Raw genomic sequence first — 16665 nt, 5'->3', positions numbered from 1 at the left:
CTGTTCGCAGGCTGCCACAAGCCGCACAATTGCAAACGTCACGCGAAGAAATGGCGCAACTCCGCGGCAAGTCGAGCGATTGCGATCTCAGAATGACGTCCCTCCCCCGAACCTGAACTCCTGCACGATGTCGTACTTGCCCTTCGTGATTGGGATCGCGTAATCGAAGCGAAGCGGTCCGAATGGCGACGCCCAGATCAGACCGACACCCACCGAGGTTCTCACCACGTTGTTGTCATCGTATTGCAGACCACAGTTCGGACAGGAGGGCGTATTCACTTCGCCTGTCGCAGTCCACGACGTCGGCCCCTGGTAACCCCAAAGTGAGCCGGCGTCCGCATAGACCGCCCCCTTAAGTCCAACCTCCGAGGGCAAGAACCAGAACGGCATTTGCAACTCGAACGACGCACCCCAGTACTTCGTGCCGCCCAGCGCATCCCCCGTCACGCCAAAGTTCGCATAGGTGATGTCGCGCGGCCCGATGCCATTCGAGGCAAAGCCGCGCACGAGATTTGGTCCCATCTGGAACTGATCGAGCATGCGCAGCTCATTGTCGCCGACCTTGGTGAGAACGCCGCCCTGCAGGTGAATCAGTCCAACAATATCGGCCACCATGGGCGCGTAGTATTTTGCGTCGACCGTGCTCTTCAAATAACTGACGTCGCCGCCGACGCCGGCAAAGTCCTGCTTGAAATCGATCAGGAGGCCATCGGTCGGGTTCTTGGTGTTATCGAGGGTATTATAGGTCAGGGAGTATCCGATCTGGGAGGTCCAGGTCGGGCCCGCGGCCAGCTCCTCGCGCACCGGCAACGTGGATTCGCCGTCACCGTAGCAACCATATCCGTAAAGGCCGGAATCGGTCGCGTTGGTCGGATCCACGCCTTTCAGGACGCTCTGAATGTAAGCAGGGGTGGGATTGAGCGCGAGCGACGGATTGGATGGATTGTTGTTGCAGTTCGCCAAGGTGCTATCGAGCGTGATTTCCTGCTGGTAGAGTGAATACCGCAGCTGGAGAGTCAGGTCCTCGCGCAAGGCCAGACCGAGCCGTGGCGAGAACCCGATCGTCTTCACGCCGTAGGTGGTGTAGTCCGTCGGAAGTTGCTCCTTGTAGTATGCGTCCAGCCCGAGCGCGATGCGGTAGTCCAGCAGGTACGGCTCGACAAAGGACAGCGAAAGGCCGCGCGAGTATTGGCCGTAGCTGACCGTTGCCTTCGCATACAGGCCGCGGCCGAGTAAATTGCGCTCGGAAACGCTCACCTCGGCGAGCGCGCCGTCGGACGTGGAATAGCCGCCCGAAATCGAGAAATCGCCGGTCGATTTTTCCTCGAGATCGACGATCAAGCGCACGCGATCGCTCGACGAACCCGGCTCCGTGGTGATCTTGACCGACTTGAAGTAGTCCAGATTCTTCAGTCGCCGCTCGGCACGATCGACCAGCGCGCGGTTATATGCATCGCCCTCGGAGAGATCGAACTCGCGGCGAATGACATAATCGCGCGTGCGGCTGTTGCCGCGAATCTCGATGCGCTCGATATACGTCCGCGGCCCCTCTTCCACCCGAAACACGATTGCCACCATGTGTGCCTCGAAGTTGCGATCGCCATCGGGGCGAACTGCCGCGAAGGCATAACCGCGGCGCGAGGCCTCGATCTGCATGTCCTCGACCGATTTCTCGACCGCTTCGGCATTGTAGAGCGCCCCTTCGCTCACGCGCGAGAACGGGCGCAGGGTATTCGGGTCGAATCCCCTGATGTTCGATCGGAAGCCCACCGTCGAAACGCGATACTCCTGTCCTTCCTCGATCTTGAACGTGACGAGAAAACCCTTGCGCGCCGGATCGTACTCGGTCAACGCCGCCACGACCTGGACATCCGCAAAGCCGCGCTTCAGGTAGAACCGGCGGATCAGGTCACGATCGGCCTCGACGCGATCGGGATCATAGATGTCGTTGTTGCCGAGAAAACTCAGAAAGTTGCCCTCATGGGTCTTGATCACGTCTTTCAGGCGCGCCGCCGAAAAACTGCTGTTGCCCATGAACTCGATCCCCTTGACGCCGGTCTTTGCTCCTTCCTCGATCGTGAAAACGAGGTCGACGCGATTGTTCGGCTGCTCGATGATCTCCGGCGTGACGTGGACGTCGTAGCGGCCGGACCGCCGATAGATTTCGGCGATTCGCAATGCATCGGACTGCACCATCGGTCGTGACAGCGTGCCTCGCGGCTTGGACTGCACCTCGCCCGAGAGCTGCTCGTCCTTGATCTTCTTGTTGCCTTCAAACGCAACACGGCCGATCGCCGGATTCTCGATCACCGAAACGATGATCCGGCCACCGGCATGATTGATCTTGACGTCCTGGAACAGCCCGGTCTCGACCAGCGCTTTGAGCCCGTCGTCAATCTCGGACTGATCGAGATGTCCGCCGGCGCCCAGCTTGAAATAGGAGCGGATGGTCTCCGCCTCGATCCGGCGGTTGCCTTCGACCGTGATCGCATCGAGAGATTCGGCTGCCGCCGGAGGCAACAATAGCCATCTGCTCGGCATCCCCAGGATCGACAAACCCGCGACCACGATCGCCGCGACAACGCTCCGCCACGTCTTCATTCCACACCTCACCAACAACACGCTCGTTGTGACGGGACGGCGATGGCTACGGTGTGGCTCCAAAGTTGCGGGACTGTTTCCAGTGATTTGGGACTGTGAGCGCAACGCGACGCCGGGCGCCTGCGCGGCACGACCGCCATTCGCTCTATTCTGCTCGCCTCCATGCGGCTCGATCCGCAGCCCAGCGCCCCTGTCCGGCCAGCGCACAGCAATGTTGCGCAAGAAGCCGATCGTTTACTTCAGGAACAGCCGATGCCAGAGCCAACTGGGCTCCGCGCTGACAGGTGGAAAGAAACGATGAGTACGACCACGAGCAAGATGAAACACGTGCTGCTTGTCACCACTGTTGGGCTCTCTCTTGGGCTTGCTCTTTGCTGCAACAGCGTGGCCGCTGCAGACCGGCGGCGGAAAGCGCCCGCAATCAGCTCCGTCTACGATTACGGCCCGACCGGACCGAACCACTCCTACCAGGCCGGGCCGCGCACCCGGATCTATGTGACCACACGATCATGGTTGGACGCCGGGACGGAAGTCTTGCCTGGCGAGCGCAAGTTCACTGACTATGCGTTTCCACCCGCCTCCTCGTCTGCCCGGGACAACAACAGCCGGCCGCTCGATCGAGCACCGCTCAGCCCTGCGTCCGACCTCGGCGGATACCCGGATCAATTTCCGCTTTACTGAGAGACGCAGAACGCTCTTGCAGGCTGTCGTACGCCGGCCTCCCGATTTGTTTCCAGTCGGGAGCGCCCCTTACAGTCCAGAAACACTATGCTGACGAAAAGGCACAATCCCGCCCACAAGTGACGCATATGCTGGTCAATCTGGCGGCCGGACGCGCGCCTTCGCGTGCGCATGACCATCGCACTGGCCCCCAACCATGCTTACGAGCTCTCCAAGAATCCTGATCGTCGAAGACGACCAGCAAACCAAGGACCTGATTGCCCGTTACCTGCGGGATCAATCATGCCTGGTCGCCACCGCCTCGAATGGTCGCGAAATGGCTCGCTACCTGGCCGGACATTCGCTCGATCTTGTCATCCTCGATCTCATGCTGCCAGGAGAAGACGGACTGAGCCTGTGTCACCGTCTTCGTAACGACTCGGCGATTCCGATCATCATTCTGACGGCGAAAGGTGAGGATCTCGACCGGATCCTCGGGCTTGAAATGGGGGCGGATGACTATCTCTCCAAACCCTTCAATCCGCGCGAGCTGCTGGCGAGGATCAACGCCGTCCTGCGTCGCCAGGCTGGCCTTCTCGACCGATCCGGCCGGAACTCCGCTCGCTTGCGCTTTCAGCACTGGATCATTGATCTTCGGCTGCGCGAACTGCGCGATCCGGAAGGAGCCCAGGTGCCGCTGACGAGCGCGGAGTTCGATCTCCTGCAGGCGTTTTGCGAGCGGCCCGGGAGGATTTTGACGCGGGACGGTTTGCTGAGCATGACGCGCAGCCGGCCTGTCAGCCCATTCGGGCGCAGCATCGATGTGCTGGTCAGCCGGCTTCGTCGCAAGCTCGATATGATCGAGGGCTCATCCGTGATCCGGACAGTCCGAACGGGCGGATACATCTTCACGCCTGATGTGGAAGACGCATGAATTGGACTTACCGGATTGTCACGCTTTTCAGCTTTCGGCGGATCAGCGGCCAGATCGCCGCGCTTGTTCTGATTTCGCTCGTGCTGATCCACGTGCTTATCGCGCTCTATGTCGTCGGCCAGAAGCCGCGATCTTTTGCGGAAAGACCTATCCATCAGTTCCAACTGATTGCGAAAATCCTTGCCGAGACACCCGCGGCCGGCCGCGCGGTTGTTCTTGAGGCGGTCGATCGGGCTTTTCCTCGCCTCCAGCTCACCTTGCGCGAAGGTGATCCGGACCAGTCTATCGGCGCCATTTCCGAGGTGCCCGGCGTCAACACCGTTGATGTGGATTTCTCCGCAAAGAGCACACTGGCCGCAGTCCGATTGCCTGACGGCGCCGTGGTCGAAGCAACGATCGGCTCGCCACAAGTCCCGCCCTTTGTCGGAGGACTTTGGGCAAGCACGGTCCTGTTCCTGTTCGTGAGCGTCACACTGCTTGGCGTATGGGCGGGTCGCGAGCTCAGCGCGCCGCTATCCGCGTTCGCCCGCGCTGCCGAAAACTTCAGTGTCAGCCAGACATCGGCCCCCCTTCCCGAAACAGGGCCAGAGGAAATTCGTGCCGCGGCGGTCGCGCTTAATCGTATGCGTGAACGCATCACCGCCCTGATGAACGACCGGACGCGAATGCTCGCCGCGATCAGTCACGATTTGCGAACGCCGATCACCCGGCTGCGGCTGAGGTCCGAATATATCGAGAACGAGGCACAACGCGCCGAAACCCTTCACGACCTCGACCAGATGCAGGCCATGCTGGAATCCGTACTGTCATTCCTGAGCAGCGGCAGCGCGGCAAAGCCGACCCTGGTCAATGTGGCGGCTTTGCTGCACACAATCTGCGAGCAATTCTCCGATTGCGGTCATCTGGTGCGCTACAAGGGCCCTGTCAGAGCCCCATTCACGATCCGCCCCGGCGAGATCAGCCGCGCTGTGACAAATCTGGTCGAAAACGCCATTCGGTTCGGCAGCGAAGTCGATATCAGGCTGACCGCATCCGCCGACCAGGCCACCATCGAAGTGTCGGACAATGGTCCCGGGATTCCGGAGCACCGCAAAGCCGACATGTTGAAACCCTTCGTCCGAGGGGAAGAGGCCCGGACCATGAATGAGAACAGCGGATTCGGACTCGGCCTTTCGATCGCTCAGGCCGCGGTCCACGGGCACGGCGGCGAACTTTCCCTGCACGACAATAGTCCGCAGGGCCTCACCGTCCGCATTGCGTTGCCAGGAGCGGGTGGCGATGGACTGGATCGAAGCGCGGCGAACTCGTCTCGTCCAGTGCTGCCCGAACAAGTCCCCGGATAGGCTGAGCGTCAGGATTTCTTGCCTCTGCCGCCTGGTCGCTTCTGGTCCGTGCCGGTATCCTTGAGTTCCTCCGGCGTGACGCGGCAGTCGCCGTTCTTGTCGTATTGCAGGATGAATTCGTTCGGCTTGCCGACGAATTCGCTGCGCGTAATCTTGCCATCCTGGTTTTCGTCGAAATAGCCGAAGTCGGCGTCGGCGAGCGCACTGCCCATCCGACGAACAACCTCGAACTCCGCAGAGGTCAGAATTCCGTCGTGGTTGCGGTCGGCGCGATCGAACGCCCGCCCGAGATAGCCTTTCCACTCGTCGCAAGTATAAACGCCGTCACGATTGGCGTCCCAGCTCTCGGCCGTGCCGGCCGGCGAACGATCCCTGCTCGATTGCGGGCGCGACGAATCCTGATCCGGGGTCGGTTGCGCCGATGCAAAGGGCACTGCCGTGCAGAGCAGACTCACCATTGCGATCTTCCCACAGATGGATGCCGACTTTCCGCGCAAAATGATCTCTCCTCCACGTCGTCCTGACGTCAGCCGGAGTTGTCGGTTCGCCGTGGCGGAAATGGGGAAGGACACGGCGCCGATACACCTCGTTACAATTCGGACCGATGCGTTGCTCGCGCGGCGCAATGATCGAGCAGCGCAGCAGGATTAACTGTCCTGCTTTTGGCCTTTCGTGGCGCGCAACAGATTGTCGCGCAGCCTGACGACGCTCTTCTGCACGACCGGGAACTCGTCCCCGAGCCCGCAGGCGCCAATCAGAGCATGGCTAAGATCCGTGTCGAGCAGGCGCCGGCCGGCCGGCGTCAGGCTCACCCGCACCTGCCGCTCGTCGGCGGGATCGCGGGTGCGCGTGAGATAGCCTGATAGCTCCAGCTTCTTGAGGATCGGCGTCAGCGTGTTGGATTCCAGAAACAGCTTCTCGCCCAGCGTGCTGACGGTCTGGTCATCAGCCTCCGACAGCGCCACCATCGCTATGTACTGGGTGTAGGTCAGCCCGACCGCATCCAGGATCGGCTTGTAGGCGCGGCCAAAGGCCAGATTGGCCGAATAGACCGCAAAGCACAGGAAATTCGAGAGTTTTCGGCCTTTGGGTTCTGCCTTGGGTTCTGCCTTGGGTTCTGCCTTGGGAGCGCGGGTCACGGATGCCTCCGGAGTTTGTGAAGTCCGCATCCATATAAATCGCATCCGATTAAATCGGAAGTGCTTGACAGGACTCTGTCTGCGGTTTATTTCGATGCGGATCCGATTAGATCGGATACGATATATCTCCAGCAGAAAGGATTGCGCCATGACCGCCACCGCAAAAGTTCTCTTCACCGGAAAGACCCACGTCACCGCCGGCCCCAACGGCGCCGCCCGCTCCAGCGACGGCTTCCTCGACGTCAAGCTGCCGCAGCCGCATCCGGCCGCCGAAAACCTGTTCGCGGCCGCCTGGTCGGCTTGCTACATCGGCGCAATCCAGCTTGCCGCGGGACAGCGCAAGGTCAAGCTGCCGAGCGAGCCCTCGGTCGACGCCGAGATCGATCTGAATCTGGCCGGCAGCGACTTCTTCCTGCGTGCGCGCCTCAACGTCCAGGTTCCCGGCGTGGCGCGCGAGGTTGCACAGGAGCTGATCGAGGCGGCGCACGGCATCTGCCCCTACTCAAAGGCCGTCCACGGCAACATCGATGTGACGACCACCCTGGTCTGACGCGACCAGAGTGACAGCATGAGATCCAGACTCCCGGTGCGGACCGGCCGCTTGACGGCCCGGTCTGCGCGGGTCAGCGAAACCAAGGACATCAGGAGTTCGACATGAGCAGTCTCTTCGCAAAGACGATCCGGTCCGTCGCGTTCGCAGCTCTAGTCGCCGGAAGCATCCTGGCCCTCCCCGCAGCACAGGCGCAGCAGCCGACCGGCATCAAGCGAACCGACTTGCAACGCCACGACCTCAGCGCTCCCGGACGCGAAGCCATCCAGGTGCGCGTCGATATCGAGCCCGGCGTGGCATTCCCCCAGCACACCCATCCGGGTGAAGAGATCATCTATGTGCTCGCCGGCACGCTCGAATATGACGTCGAGGGCAAGCCGCCGGCGACGCTGAAGGCCGGCGACGTGCTGTTCATTCCGGCCGGGACGATTCATGCGGCCAAGAACGTCGGCAGCGTCACCGCCAGCGAGCTTGCGACCTATATCGTCGAGAAGGAAAAGCCGCTGCTGACCTTGGTCAAGTGAGGCCTGGCAAGCGCGACGTCTTGGGGGCAACTCCATCGTCGGCACGACGATTTACTTCTTCGCGACCTCACGCAGCGTGTTGTAGATCCACTCTGACCCCTGCTTGATGGCTTCGACCCCGATCCTTTCGTCATTGCCATGCATCCGGCTCAGAATGTCGTCGTCGAGCGGGTAAGGGTAGATGCCATAGACGGGAACGTTGTGCTCGCGCCAGGCCATGGCGTCGGTGCCGGCCTCGAACAGCGTGGGCACCAGCACGGCGTCTTTCCACATCAGCTTGGCATTGCGGTCGAGCGCCGCGTAAAGCGCGGTGTCAACCGGCGACGGCGGAGCGTTGGTGCGCTTCAGATAGATGTCCCTGGCTTCCTGCTGCGTTAGCGGCGTCACGAGGCTGACCTCGATGTCGGGATCGCCAATCGCGGCCTTGATTTCCGCAATCATCTGATCGGCCGTCGTTCCCGGAAGCAGCCGTGTGTTCACGATCGCCTTGGCGTCGCCGGGAATGACGTTGGGCTTGATGCCGGCCTCGATCATGGTGATGACCATGGTGTCGCGGAGCAGTGCGTGCAGCAGGAGGCCGTCCTTGGGATTGTCGGCGACGAGCTTCTTTCCCGCCGCTTCAAGATCGGTCTGATCTTTCGCGTTCAAAAGCTGCTTGATGTCGGACACCGTCTGTTCCGAGCTGATCGGGAGCAACGCCCTAAAATAGGCTTCCGTCGCCGGCACGAGCTTGACCGCCGGATCATGCGCGGCCAGCTTCGCCAACGCCGCGATCAGGCGATCGTTGGCCATCTCGCCCGGCGGGAACGGGCGCGAGGAGTGGCCCGAGCGGCCGGTGGCCTTCAGCGCGAAAGTGGCGGAGAGTTTGTCTGCCGTCGTGACGTTGATCTGCCGCACGGTGCCGTCGCGCCCTTGCAGGACATAGCCGCCTTCGTTGAGCGCGAACTCCGCATCGATCTTGTCCCAGTGATTCCTGGCCAGCCACACCGTGCTGTACTGCCCCTGCTCCTCGTCGGCCTCGGCCATGAAGATCACGTCGCGCGCCAGCGGCGTCTTCTCCTCCGCGAGCCGCATCACCGCGCGTGCGAACACGGCGAGCCCGCCCTTGAAATCCATCGCGCCTCGGCCGTAGACGAAACCATCCTTCTCGACGCCGGCGAACGGTTCCACCGTCCACTTCTCCCGCTCGACCGGAACGACGTCGGCATGCGCGGCCAGCAGAACCGGCTTCTTGGAGCCATCGCCGCGGAGCCGCGCGATGAAATGCGCGGCCTTGCCATTCGGAGCGACGAAGATCTCGACTTCGGCGCCGAGCGGCTCGAACTGCGACTTCAGATATTCGGCGAGCGCCCGCGTATCTCCCGGCCCGTTCGACGTGTCGAAGGCGATCAGTTTCTTGAGCAATGCGACGGTCTTGTCGCCCTGCGATTGCGGAGGCGCGGCAGATTCAGCGAGCGAGTATCTGGTTCCGGTGCAAAGCAGGCCTGCGGCAAACACCAGCGCGGCGAGACGACCTTTGATCAGGCGTTTCATATTCTTGTTCCCCATGCGGTACATCAGCAGGGGTATAATGGCCTCAGGGCGCTCTCGGAAACAACACCTTCAGCATGACGGCCGCGAGCAGCGTCATCATAGCGAGGCCGATCGATAGATACAGCGCCCCCGCATTGCCCGATCGGTCAATGACGATGGCGTAAAGCAGTGGCGCCGCCGCGGGCAGAATGAAGCTTGGAACGATCAGCCGGCCCACCAGCGTCCCGTAGCTGCGATGGTCGAACAGGATCAGGGGCAACGTTCCCCTGGTGATGGTCAGGATGCCGTTGCAGGCGCCATACAGCAACGCGAAGGCTACTCCCATCTCCGTCGAGCCGCCGCTGAACAGCCCGGCGATGAAGGACAGCGGCATGATCAGGCAGGCCATCAGGTTGAGTGCGAGCGGATCGACCCGCCTGCCGAACAGAATCTCGCAGAGACGGGCTGCGGACTGCCCGATTCCTCGTAAGGTCGCGATCCATACAGCCACCGACGCAGTGAGCCCCAATCCGGTGAGCACTGCGATCATGTGGGCGGACATACCGGCGTTGAGGAAATTGGCCCCGGTCATGATCACGGCATAGAGACCGCCTCCGAGCGCGACCTGCCGCTGGCTGACGGCGAGCGGCTGCCGTGGTGCGGCCGCAGCATGGCTCGATGGTCCGGCATACCGTTGGGTCGGAATCAACAGATGAAGCGGGATCGTCAGGAGGGCACACCCGGCGTAAACGAGCAACGCTGTGCGCCAGCCGAAGTGCTCCGAGAGGATGTGGCCGAGCGGCCAGAACACGGTGGCGGCTAATCCGCCGAGCAACGTGATCCCGGACATGGCGCGACGCGCCTCCGGTCCGCCGATCCGCGCCAACGCCGCAAAGGCGGCATCGTACAGCGTCAGCCGCATGCCGAGGCCAAGGACGATCCAGAAAGCGTAATACGTCGCGACCTGATGCGAGACCGCAAGACCGGCGCATCCAATGGCATTCACCAATGCGCCGGCGGCCATGACGTCCCGGCCGCCACGGCGATCGACCAACCGGCCCACCAGCGGGGACGCCACCCCCATCACCAGCAGCGCTACGGCAAAGCCGCCATAGACGATATCGCGGCTCCAGCCGAGGTCCGCGCCGATCTGCTCGCCGAAGCCGCCGATCAAATAGTAGGTGGCGCCCCAGGATATCAATTGGCCGAGCCCGAGGGCGACGACGACCCGGCGTGCGATCAATTGCGCGGTTCCTCGAGCGCCGACGGAAGCGCCGCGTCGCCCGGACCAAGCGAGCGCTGCATCAACACGGTGTCGACCCATTGCCCGAGCTTGAAGCCGACGGATCTCAGCGTCCCAACAGGTTCGAAGCCCATGCGCCGGTGCAACGCGATCGATCCGGCGTTGCCGCTGTTACCGATCACCGCCAGCATCTGCCGCCAGGGTCCCGCTTCGGCGCGCGCGATCAGCGCCTGGAGCAAGGCCGCACCGATGCGGCGGCCGCGCAGCGCCTCCGACACGTAGACCGAGTCCTCGATCGTGTGGCGATAGGCCGGCCGGGGCCGATACGCTGTCGCGTAGGCGTAGCCGGCCACGCGCCCGTCGACCTCGGCCACCAGATATGGCAACCCCGCCGCCAACACGGCGTCGCGTCGCCCAAGCATCTCGCCCAACGTCGGCGGCACCTCTTCGAAGGTTGCCAGTCCCGTCAACACGTGGTGGGCGTAGATGCGCTGCACATCAGCCATGACGGCCGCTGTCGCGTCGCGGATCACGATCTCGTTCATTGCCTGCTCCCGATCCGGCCGAAGCCGTTAGCATTGCCTGAGCATGCCGGATCACGTTATATAAGTGAAGCTTTGATATTTTATACAAAGCATAAGAGATGCTTTGATGAAGAACCTCAACCTCGACTACCTCGATAGCTTCCGTGTCGTGATCGAAAGCGGCAGCTTCTCCGCAGCCGCCGAACGGCTGCAGCTCACGCAGCCGGCGGTAAGCCTGCAGGTGCGCCAGCTCGAACGAAGCCTCAATGCGACCTTGATCGAACGCGTCGGACGAAAAGCGCGGCCCACCGCCGCCGGCACCGCGCTGCTGGACCATGCGCAGCAGATCAGCGCCGCCGTCGCATCGGCGGTCGATGCCGTTGCGCAGCAGACGACGGGCACCGCGGGGCGCGTGCGACTGGGGACTGGTGCGACCGCATGCATTTTCCTGCTGCCGCCGATCCTGAGAGAGTTGCGGACCGCGCTTCCCTCGCTCGAGATCACGGTCACCACGGGCAACACGGCTGACATCGCCAAGGCGGTCGAGGACAATACGATCGACATCGGGCTCGTGACGCTGCCGGTGTCCGGACGCAGCTTCGAGATTACGCCTGTCATGAATGACGAGTTCGTCCTGATCGCGCCGCACGACATGCTGTTGCCGGCGCGGATCACGCCGGCGGTGCTGGCGACCAGGCCGATCGTTCTGTTCGAACCCGGCGGAAACACGCGGCGCACCGCCGACGAATGGCTGGCCCGCGGCGGCGTCTCGCTAAAGCCCTTGATGTCGCTCGGCAGCGTCGAGGCGATCAAGGAGATGGTGCGCGCCGGGCTCGGCTGCGCCATCCTGCCGGGCATGGCCGTCCCGGGGAAAAGCAAGCAACGCGACCTGGCCGTGCGGTCGCTGTCGCCAAAACTCTACCGCCGGCTCGCCGTCGTGATCCGCCGCGACAAGCGGCTCGATCGCGGACTGCGCAAGACCCTGTCCGCGCTGAAGGCGATCGCAGCGAAGGACGACGGCCGTTAGGGAGGACGCTGCGCGTCCCCCCTCCTTCGCCGCTACGTGGACTTGCGCTCTTCGGCGGCGATCTCGCGGAACGCTTTCACGCCGGCATCCGTCACTTGGTCCCATTTTGCGTTAGTCGTGGCCTCGGCGTCGTAATTGTCGTGCCAGTTCCACCATTTGTAGGGCGGGCTCTGCGGATAGCCCTTGGGCGAGTCCTCCCAGACCTCCTGACGGCCGAGCGGCGTGATATCGAGATAGCTCCAGATGGTCCCCATCGCCTCGTCGCCGCGGCTGTTGACGAGATAGGTGCGGAAGATCCGATTGCCGTCGCGGACAAACACGTTGTGGCCGTGCCATTCGCCGACACCGAAGTCCGCGTCAAAGCCGTCCGTGATCGTGTACCAGGGCATCACCCAGTCCATCCGCGCCTTGAGCCTGATGATGTCGGCCTGCGGCGCGCGCGAGGCGTAGACCAGCGTGGTGTCACGCTGATTCAGATGCGACAGATGACTGACTTGATCGGCGCCGAGCGAGCAGCCGCGGCAGGCATGATCGGGCCAGCCGAACACGCCGGGCTCGAAGAAGGCGCGATAGACGATCAATTGCCGGCGGCCCTCGAACAGGTCGAGCAGGCTGACCTTGCCGTTCGGTCCTTCGAAGACATACGCTTTGTCGACCGCCATCCACGGCATCCGCCGCCGCTCGGAGGCAAGCGCATCGCGCGCCCGCATCTGCGCCTTCTCCCTCACCAACATTTCCAGCCGCGCCGCCTCCCAGGCCTCTCGCGAAACGATCGGCGGTGTGGGCATCGCGGCCTGTCCGGCGCTGCCGTTGTTCTCGGGTGATTTGCTCATGATGGTTCAACCTCCGAATGGGACAAAACTCCGGGACTGACGTGCTATTCCACCGCCGCCCGTCGCTTGTCGTTGCTCATGGCCCAATCTGGCGCAGCGGCGACGGATGGTGGGAGTGACAAGTGTGTCGGGATTTCCGCGCGCCGCTCGTCGCGGCACTTCCTTGCAATATACTTGCATACTGCAATTATATATGTCAGCCTCCCGATATGCGACAACCCGCACCTGCCCCCGACGACGATTTGAAGCTCAGCGCCTGGCTGCCGTACCGCCTGTTCCTCGTCGCAGCCCAGGTCGCGCGCCCGCTCGAAGGCTTCTACAGCGAGACCTTCGGATTGAGCCAGGCCGGCTGGCGCATCCTCGCCGTGATCGCCGAACGCGACGGCGCCAATGCCTCCGAGATCGGCCGCGCCTGCGCGCTGGATCCGTTCGCGGTCAGCCGCGGCATCGGCCAGCTCGTCGAACTCGGCTTTGCAGTGCGGCGGCCGGGCAAGACCGATCGGCGCTTCGCTTCCGTCAGCATCACAAGAAGCGGCAGGACCGCCTTCAACCGGATCGCCGCACTTGGCAGCGCGATCGAGGCGCGACTGCTGGCACGCCTGACCGGGGCCGAGCGCGTGACGTTCAACTCCGCCTTGCACAAGCTCGAATCCGAAAGCGCGCGCATCGACACCGGCGGTTGGCGCTCGCTCCTCGACAGCACCGCTGCCTCATGACGCTCCTTCTGTTTGCGCTGACCGCGATGCTCTGGGGCGGCGGCGCGCTGGCAACCGCGATGCAGGCCGGCGTGACCCCGGCGCCCTGGTCGGTGGCGCTGCGCATGGCCCTTGCGGGTCTCATCCTGCTTGGCTACGGACGGCTTCGCGGCATGCCGCTTGCGATCCCCGCACGAGACCGGCCGGCGGTGGCCTTGCAGGGCCTGCTGTTCTTTTCCATCGCCTTCATCGCCTTCTATGAAGCGACCGCGCGGATGCCGAGTGGCCTTGCGGCGCTCGTGCTGTCGACATCGTCGCTGTTCGCCGCCCTGATCGCACGCGCGGCGCTTGGCGCCCCGATCTCCACCAGCTTCGTGTGGGGCGCGCTCTGCGGCATCCTCGGGCTGGCCATTATCTTCGTTCCTGGCGCCACGGCGACGGGAGCAGCGCCGCTTGCCGGTTTCGCATGGGCGCTCGTTGCAGCGGTCGCGACCGGCACCGGCACGACGATCGGTGCGCGCAATCAGCGCGCGGGGCTGCCCGTCGTCGCCGTGCTCGGATGGGGAGCGCTGGTAGGTGCTGCGGCGAGCGCGCTCTGGGCTATGGCGACAGGCGCAAGCTTCGCGGCCGACGCGTCGGTGCCGTATCTCGTGAGCTTCCTCTATCTCGCAATCGCGGCATCCTGCATCACCTTCATGCTCTATTTCGAGCTGGTCCGCCGGCTCGGCCCCGGCCGCGCCGCCTACACGCTCGCACTGGTGCCGCTTGTCGCCCTCGTGCTGTCGGCGCTGTTCGAGCATCTCGCGCTGGGCTGGCCCGTCCTCGCCGGCGCGTCCGCGATCCTGCTCGGCAACGTGCTGGTGCTGTCGCAGTGACGCGAGACGCCGAGAAAATGCTAACTTTCCAGACATCAGCTGATTCGAGTCTGGTCGCTTTCGGATCGCCTTGGTTTGCTCCCGGAACACGGTCATTTGCCGGCAAATTCGAAAAACACCTCTCGGGAGATACCGAACCTGTCGCGCCTGCAGCGGAAGGCCTATGGCGCGTTTCAGCAGGGCGATTTCGACAAGGCTGAGAGATTCTGCTCCGGGATTCTCGAACACCGGCCGGATGATTTCGATGCGCTTCATCTGCTCGGACTGCTCAATTTCGAGCGCCGGCACATGGTGGAGGCGCTGCGCTTTCTCGCAGCCGCGCTGAAGTCCAATCCCGCGTCGTCAGATGCGATGTCGAATTTGGGGCTCGCGCTTCACACCGCCGGACATTTTGACCAGGCGATCTCGCATTTTCGCAGCGCACTGCAATTAGCGCCGGAACATCCGGAGATTCTCTACAATCTCGGCAATTCCTGCCTGAAGCTCCGCCGCTTCGCCGAGGCGGCGTCGAGCTTTGAGGCCGCGCTCGCAAGCCAGCCCCATCACGTCGGCGCGCGGGTCAATCGCGGCAATGCGCTCCTGAGGTTGAACGAGCCGGTCCAGGCGCTTGCGAGCTACGACGCCGCACAGGCGGCGATGCCCGGTCATCCGCAGATCCTGACCAACCGCGGTCATACCCTGCGCCGGCTCGACCGGCCGGTCGAGGCGCTGGTGGATTTCAAGGCGGCGCTGGCCGCCTCGCCCGAGTTCGCCGAAGCGCATTTCGAAGCCGCGATGGCGCATTTGACGCTGGGTGATTTCGACGCCGGCTGGAGCGCGTATGAATGGCGCTGGAAGACGGCGGCATTTGCCGGGCAGCACCGGGAGTTTTCGGCGCCGTTATGGTTGGGACACGAGCCGGTCGACGGCAAGACCATTCTGCTGCACGCCGAACAGGGTTTTGGCGATTCAATCCAGTTCATCCGCTATGCACCGCTGCTGGCGCACCGCGGCGCCAACGTGATCTGCGAAGTTCAGGCCGGGTTGCAGCCGCTGCTGTCGCAGCTCGAAGGCGTTAGCGTGATCGCTGCCGGCGCGCCGCGTCCCGTAGTCGACCTGCACTGCCCCCTGCTCAGCCTTCCGCTTGCGTTCAAGACTGAGGTCGAGACCATTCCGGCGTCCGTTCCGTATCTCGCGGCGCCCACGGAGCGACTGGAGCATTGGCGAAACCGTTTGCCGCCGGGCCGGCCGCGCGCCGGTTTTGTCTGGTCGGGATCGTCGACCCACAACAACGACGCCAACCGTTCGATTCCGCTCGCACGGCTGGCGTCGCTGTTCGAGACTCCGGCCCTGCAATGCATCAGCTTGCAAAGCGAAATGCGCGATGCTGACCGCGACGTCCTCGGCGACCTGCCGAACCTGCTTCACCTCGGCGACGATATCAGCGATTTCGCCGACACGGCGGCCATCATCTCGCTGCTCGATGTCGTCATTACGGTCGACACCGCGGTCGCGCATTTGGCCGGGGCGCTGGGCAAGCCGGTCATGATCCTGCTGCCCCATGCCGCAGATTTCCGCTGGATGCGCGATCGCACCGATACGCCCTGGTATCCGACAGCCAAACTGCTCCGCCAGCCGGCCTTTGGCGACTGGGACAGCGTGATCGCTCGCCTGCGCGACGAACTGCATCCGCTCATGCGGTGACGCCACCGCCGAAAGCCTGAGTCGCGTTGGGCTGACGACGCAGCAGGAAATAGAACGCGGCGACGTGCGTGATCATCAGCAGCGGCACGATGAGGATCGGGATCGCATAGACGGCGCCCAATTCCCCGGCCTTCGCAGGCAGGTCGACCTGGACCGCGTGGTAATAATTGAAGAGCAAGTCGACAAACCCGACGAGATTGAAGGCAACGACGAACAGCCAGAACAGCGGACGGATCCTGACCGACAGCAGCGCCAGCATGGCCAGCACGCCCGTTGTGAAGTCCCAATAGGCGGCGGGAGCTGCGAAGCTGGCCGGCAGGTTGGGCCCGACGACACCGGGAAGCATGAAGACCAGCCCGAAGAAGCGGAAGCTGTGCAGCGTCGCGATCGCACGTTGGGCGTCGAAATGGTCCATCGTCTTGAGCCGGGGCCAGATATACGCGCCAAAGCAAAGCAGCCAGGCGACATATCCGAGCACGAGATGGGTCTGGAACAGGATTTGCGGAAACATGAGAACTCCTA

At 63.2% G+C, this 16665-nt stretch carries 17 protein-coding genes; 9 read left to right on the top strand and 8 right to left on the bottom strand.

Annotation, left to right across the window (positions count from 1 at the left end):
• Positions 1-87: 87 nt before the first annotated feature.
• Positions 88-2541 carry an outer membrane protein assembly factor BamA gene (bamA, locus tag UP10_RS19725; RefSeq protein WP_245321795.1) on the bottom strand — a complete coding sequence of 818 codons (2454 nt, stop codon included), beginning with the start codon at positions 2539-2541 and terminating at the stop codon, positions 88-90.
• A gap of 357 nt (positions 2542-2898) precedes the next feature.
• Between bamA and UP10_RS44445 the strand changes: the two genes are divergently transcribed.
• From UP10_RS44445 to UP10_RS19710, 3 genes are all read left to right on the top strand, one after another.
• Positions 2899-3282: a hypothetical protein gene (locus UP10_RS44445; RefSeq protein WP_044589015.1), complete on the top strand. Its 384-nt coding sequence runs from the start codon at positions 2899-2901 to the stop codon at positions 3280-3282.
• Positions 3283-3478: 196 nt separating this feature from the next.
• Complete coding sequence (locus tag UP10_RS19715) at positions 3479-4195, top strand: response regulator (protein ID WP_044588955.1); 717 nt, start codon at positions 3479-3481, stop codon at positions 4193-4195.
• On the top strand, positions 4192-5538 hold the full coding sequence (locus UP10_RS19710; RefSeq protein WP_044588954.1) for an ATP-binding protein: 1347 nt from the start codon (positions 4192-4194) through the stop codon (positions 5536-5538). Before UP10_RS19715 ends, UP10_RS19710 begins: the two co-directional genes overlap by 4 nt.
• An 8-nt stretch (positions 5539-5546) precedes the next feature.
• Here the strand turns inward: UP10_RS19710 and UP10_RS42145 are convergent, their stop codons facing one another.
• Positions 5547-5996, bottom strand: coding sequence for an EF-hand domain-containing protein (locus UP10_RS42145; RefSeq protein WP_050043747.1), 450 nt, complete (start codon positions 5994-5996; stop codon positions 5547-5549).
• Positions 5997-6185: 189 nt separating this feature from the next.
• Positions 6186-6707: a MarR family winged helix-turn-helix transcriptional regulator gene (locus tag UP10_RS19700; RefSeq protein ID WP_044588953.1), complete on the bottom strand. Its 522-nt coding sequence runs from the start codon at positions 6705-6707 to the stop codon at positions 6186-6188.
• Between the two features lie 118 nt (positions 6708-6825).
• Between UP10_RS19700 and UP10_RS19695 the strand changes: the two genes are divergently transcribed.
• A complete protein-coding gene (locus UP10_RS19695; protein ID WP_044588952.1) occupies positions 6826-7227 on the top strand; it encodes an Ohr family peroxiredoxin in 402 nt (133 codons plus the stop codon).
• A 104-nt stretch (positions 7228-7331) separates the two neighbouring features.
• Complete coding sequence (locus UP10_RS19690; protein ID WP_044588951.1) at positions 7332-7751, top strand: cupin domain-containing protein; 420 nt, start codon at positions 7332-7334, stop codon at positions 7749-7751.
• Between the two features lie 51 nt (positions 7752-7802).
• Here UP10_RS19690 and UP10_RS19685 read toward each other — a convergent pair whose 3' ends face one another.
• From UP10_RS19685 to UP10_RS19675, 3 genes are read right to left on the bottom strand one after another with little or no spacing between them, the layout of a single operon-like run.
• A complete protein-coding gene (locus tag UP10_RS19685; protein ID WP_197086857.1) occupies positions 7803-9284 on the bottom strand; it encodes a M20/M25/M40 family metallo-hydrolase in 1482 nt (493 codons plus the stop codon).
• A gap of 43 nt (positions 9285-9327) precedes the next feature.
• The gene (locus UP10_RS19680; protein ID WP_044588950.1) at positions 9328-10506 is read right to left on the bottom strand and encodes an MFS transporter; all 1179 of its coding nucleotides are present in this window, start codon (positions 10504-10506) and stop codon (positions 9328-9330) included.
• The gene (locus UP10_RS19675; RefSeq protein WP_044588949.1) at positions 10503-11051 is read right to left on the bottom strand and encodes a GNAT family N-acetyltransferase; all 549 of its coding nucleotides are present in this window, start codon (positions 11049-11051) and stop codon (positions 10503-10505) included. The genes UP10_RS19680 and UP10_RS19675 overlap by 4 nt, the downstream gene beginning before the upstream one ends.
• Before the next feature lie 106 nt (positions 11052-11157).
• Between UP10_RS19675 and UP10_RS19670 the strand changes: the two genes are divergently transcribed.
• Positions 11158-12057 carry a LysR family transcriptional regulator gene (locus UP10_RS19670; RefSeq protein ID WP_044588948.1) on the top strand — a complete coding sequence of 300 codons (900 nt, stop codon included), beginning with the start codon at positions 11158-11160 and terminating at the stop codon, positions 12055-12057.
• A gap of 32 nt (positions 12058-12089) precedes the next feature.
• Here UP10_RS19670 and UP10_RS19665 read toward each other — a convergent pair whose 3' ends face one another.
• Complete coding sequence (locus tag UP10_RS19665; RefSeq protein WP_044588947.1) at positions 12090-12890, bottom strand: DUF899 domain-containing protein; 801 nt, start codon at positions 12888-12890, stop codon at positions 12090-12092.
• Positions 12891-13099: 209 nt separating this feature from the next.
• On the opposite strand from UP10_RS19665, the gene UP10_RS19660 reads away from it, so the two are divergent.
• The 3 genes from UP10_RS19660 (at position 13100) to UP10_RS19650 (ending at position 16143) form a co-directional block, all read left to right on the top strand.
• On the top strand, positions 13100-13606 hold the full coding sequence (locus UP10_RS19660) for a MarR family winged helix-turn-helix transcriptional regulator (protein ID WP_044588946.1): 507 nt from the start codon (positions 13100-13102) through the stop codon (positions 13604-13606).
• On the top strand, positions 13603-14460 hold the full coding sequence (locus UP10_RS19655) for a DMT family transporter (RefSeq protein WP_044588945.1): 858 nt from the start codon (positions 13603-13605) through the stop codon (positions 14458-14460). Before UP10_RS19660 ends, UP10_RS19655 begins: the two co-directional genes overlap by 4 nt.
• Positions 14461-14556: 96 nt before the next feature.
• Positions 14557-16143 carry a tetratricopeptide repeat protein gene (locus UP10_RS19650; protein WP_050043745.1) on the top strand — a complete coding sequence of 529 codons (1587 nt, stop codon included), beginning with the start codon at positions 14557-14559 and terminating at the stop codon, positions 16141-16143.
• Here the strand turns inward: UP10_RS19650 and UP10_RS19645 are convergent.
• Positions 16133-16654, bottom strand: a complete 522-nt coding sequence (locus UP10_RS19645) for a DUF8737 domain-containing protein (protein WP_044588944.1) — start codon at positions 16652-16654, stop codon at positions 16133-16135. The genes UP10_RS19650 and UP10_RS19645 overlap by 11 nt on opposite strands.
• Between the last annotated feature and the right edge of the window lie 11 nt (positions 16655-16665).

Origin of the sequence: Bradyrhizobium sp. LTSPM299 (assembly GCF_000938235.1) — a bacterium.
GTDB lineage: Bacteria > Pseudomonadota > Alphaproteobacteria > Rhizobiales > Xanthobacteraceae > Bradyrhizobium.
The sequence above is the reverse complement of the archived record's forward strand: the minus strand, read 5'-3'. Positions and strand labels throughout refer to the sequence as shown.

What these genes read in the sequence shown, in the direction of transcription:
- bamA (WP_245321795.1), bottom strand. Translation starts at nt 2,541, where the DNA reads ATGCCGAGCAGATGGCTATTGTTGCCTCCGGCGGCAGCCGAATCTCTC.
- UP10_RS44445 (WP_044589015.1), top strand. Translation starts at nt 2,899, where the DNA reads ATGAGTACGACCACGAGCAAGATGAAACACGTGCTGCTTGTCACCACT.
- UP10_RS19715 (WP_044588955.1), top strand. Translation starts at nt 3,479, where the DNA reads ATGCTTACGAGCTCTCCAAGAATCCTGATCGTCGAAGACGACCAGCAA.
- UP10_RS19710 (WP_044588954.1), top strand. Translation starts at nt 4,192, where the DNA reads ATGAATTGGACTTACCGGATTGTCACGCTTTTCAGCTTTCGGCGGATC.
- UP10_RS42145 (WP_050043747.1), bottom strand. Translation starts at nt 5,996, where the DNA reads ATGGTGAGTCTGCTCTGCACGGCAGTGCCCTTTGCATCGGCGCAACCG.
- UP10_RS19700 (WP_044588953.1), bottom strand. Translation starts at nt 6,707, where the DNA reads ATGCGGACTTCACAAACTCCGGAGGCATCCGTGACCCGCGCTCCCAAG.
- UP10_RS19695 (WP_044588952.1), top strand. Translation starts at nt 6,826, where the DNA reads ATGACCGCCACCGCAAAAGTTCTCTTCACCGGAAAGACCCACGTCACC.
- UP10_RS19690 (WP_044588951.1), top strand. Translation starts at nt 7,332, where the DNA reads ATGAGCAGTCTCTTCGCAAAGACGATCCGGTCCGTCGCGTTCGCAGCT.
- UP10_RS19685 (WP_197086857.1), bottom strand. Translation starts at nt 9,284, where the DNA reads ATGAAACGCCTGATCAAAGGTCGTCTCGCCGCGCTGGTGTTTGCCGCA.
- UP10_RS19675 (WP_044588949.1), bottom strand. Translation starts at nt 11,051, where the DNA reads ATGAACGAGATCGTGATCCGCGACGCGACAGCGGCCGTCATGGCTGAT.
- UP10_RS19670 (WP_044588948.1), top strand. Translation starts at nt 11,158, where the DNA reads ATGAAGAACCTCAACCTCGACTACCTCGATAGCTTCCGTGTCGTGATC.
- UP10_RS19665 (WP_044588947.1), bottom strand. Translation starts at nt 12,890, where the DNA reads ATGAGCAAATCACCCGAGAACAACGGCAGCGCCGGACAGGCCGCGATG.
- UP10_RS19660 (WP_044588946.1), top strand. Translation starts at nt 13,100, where the DNA reads ATGCGACAACCCGCACCTGCCCCCGACGACGATTTGAAGCTCAGCGCC.
- UP10_RS19655 (WP_044588945.1), top strand. Translation starts at nt 13,603, where the DNA reads ATGACGCTCCTTCTGTTTGCGCTGACCGCGATGCTCTGGGGCGGCGGC.
- UP10_RS19645 (WP_044588944.1), bottom strand. Translation starts at nt 16,654, where the DNA reads ATGTTTCCGCAAATCCTGTTCCAGACCCATCTCGTGCTCGGATATGTC.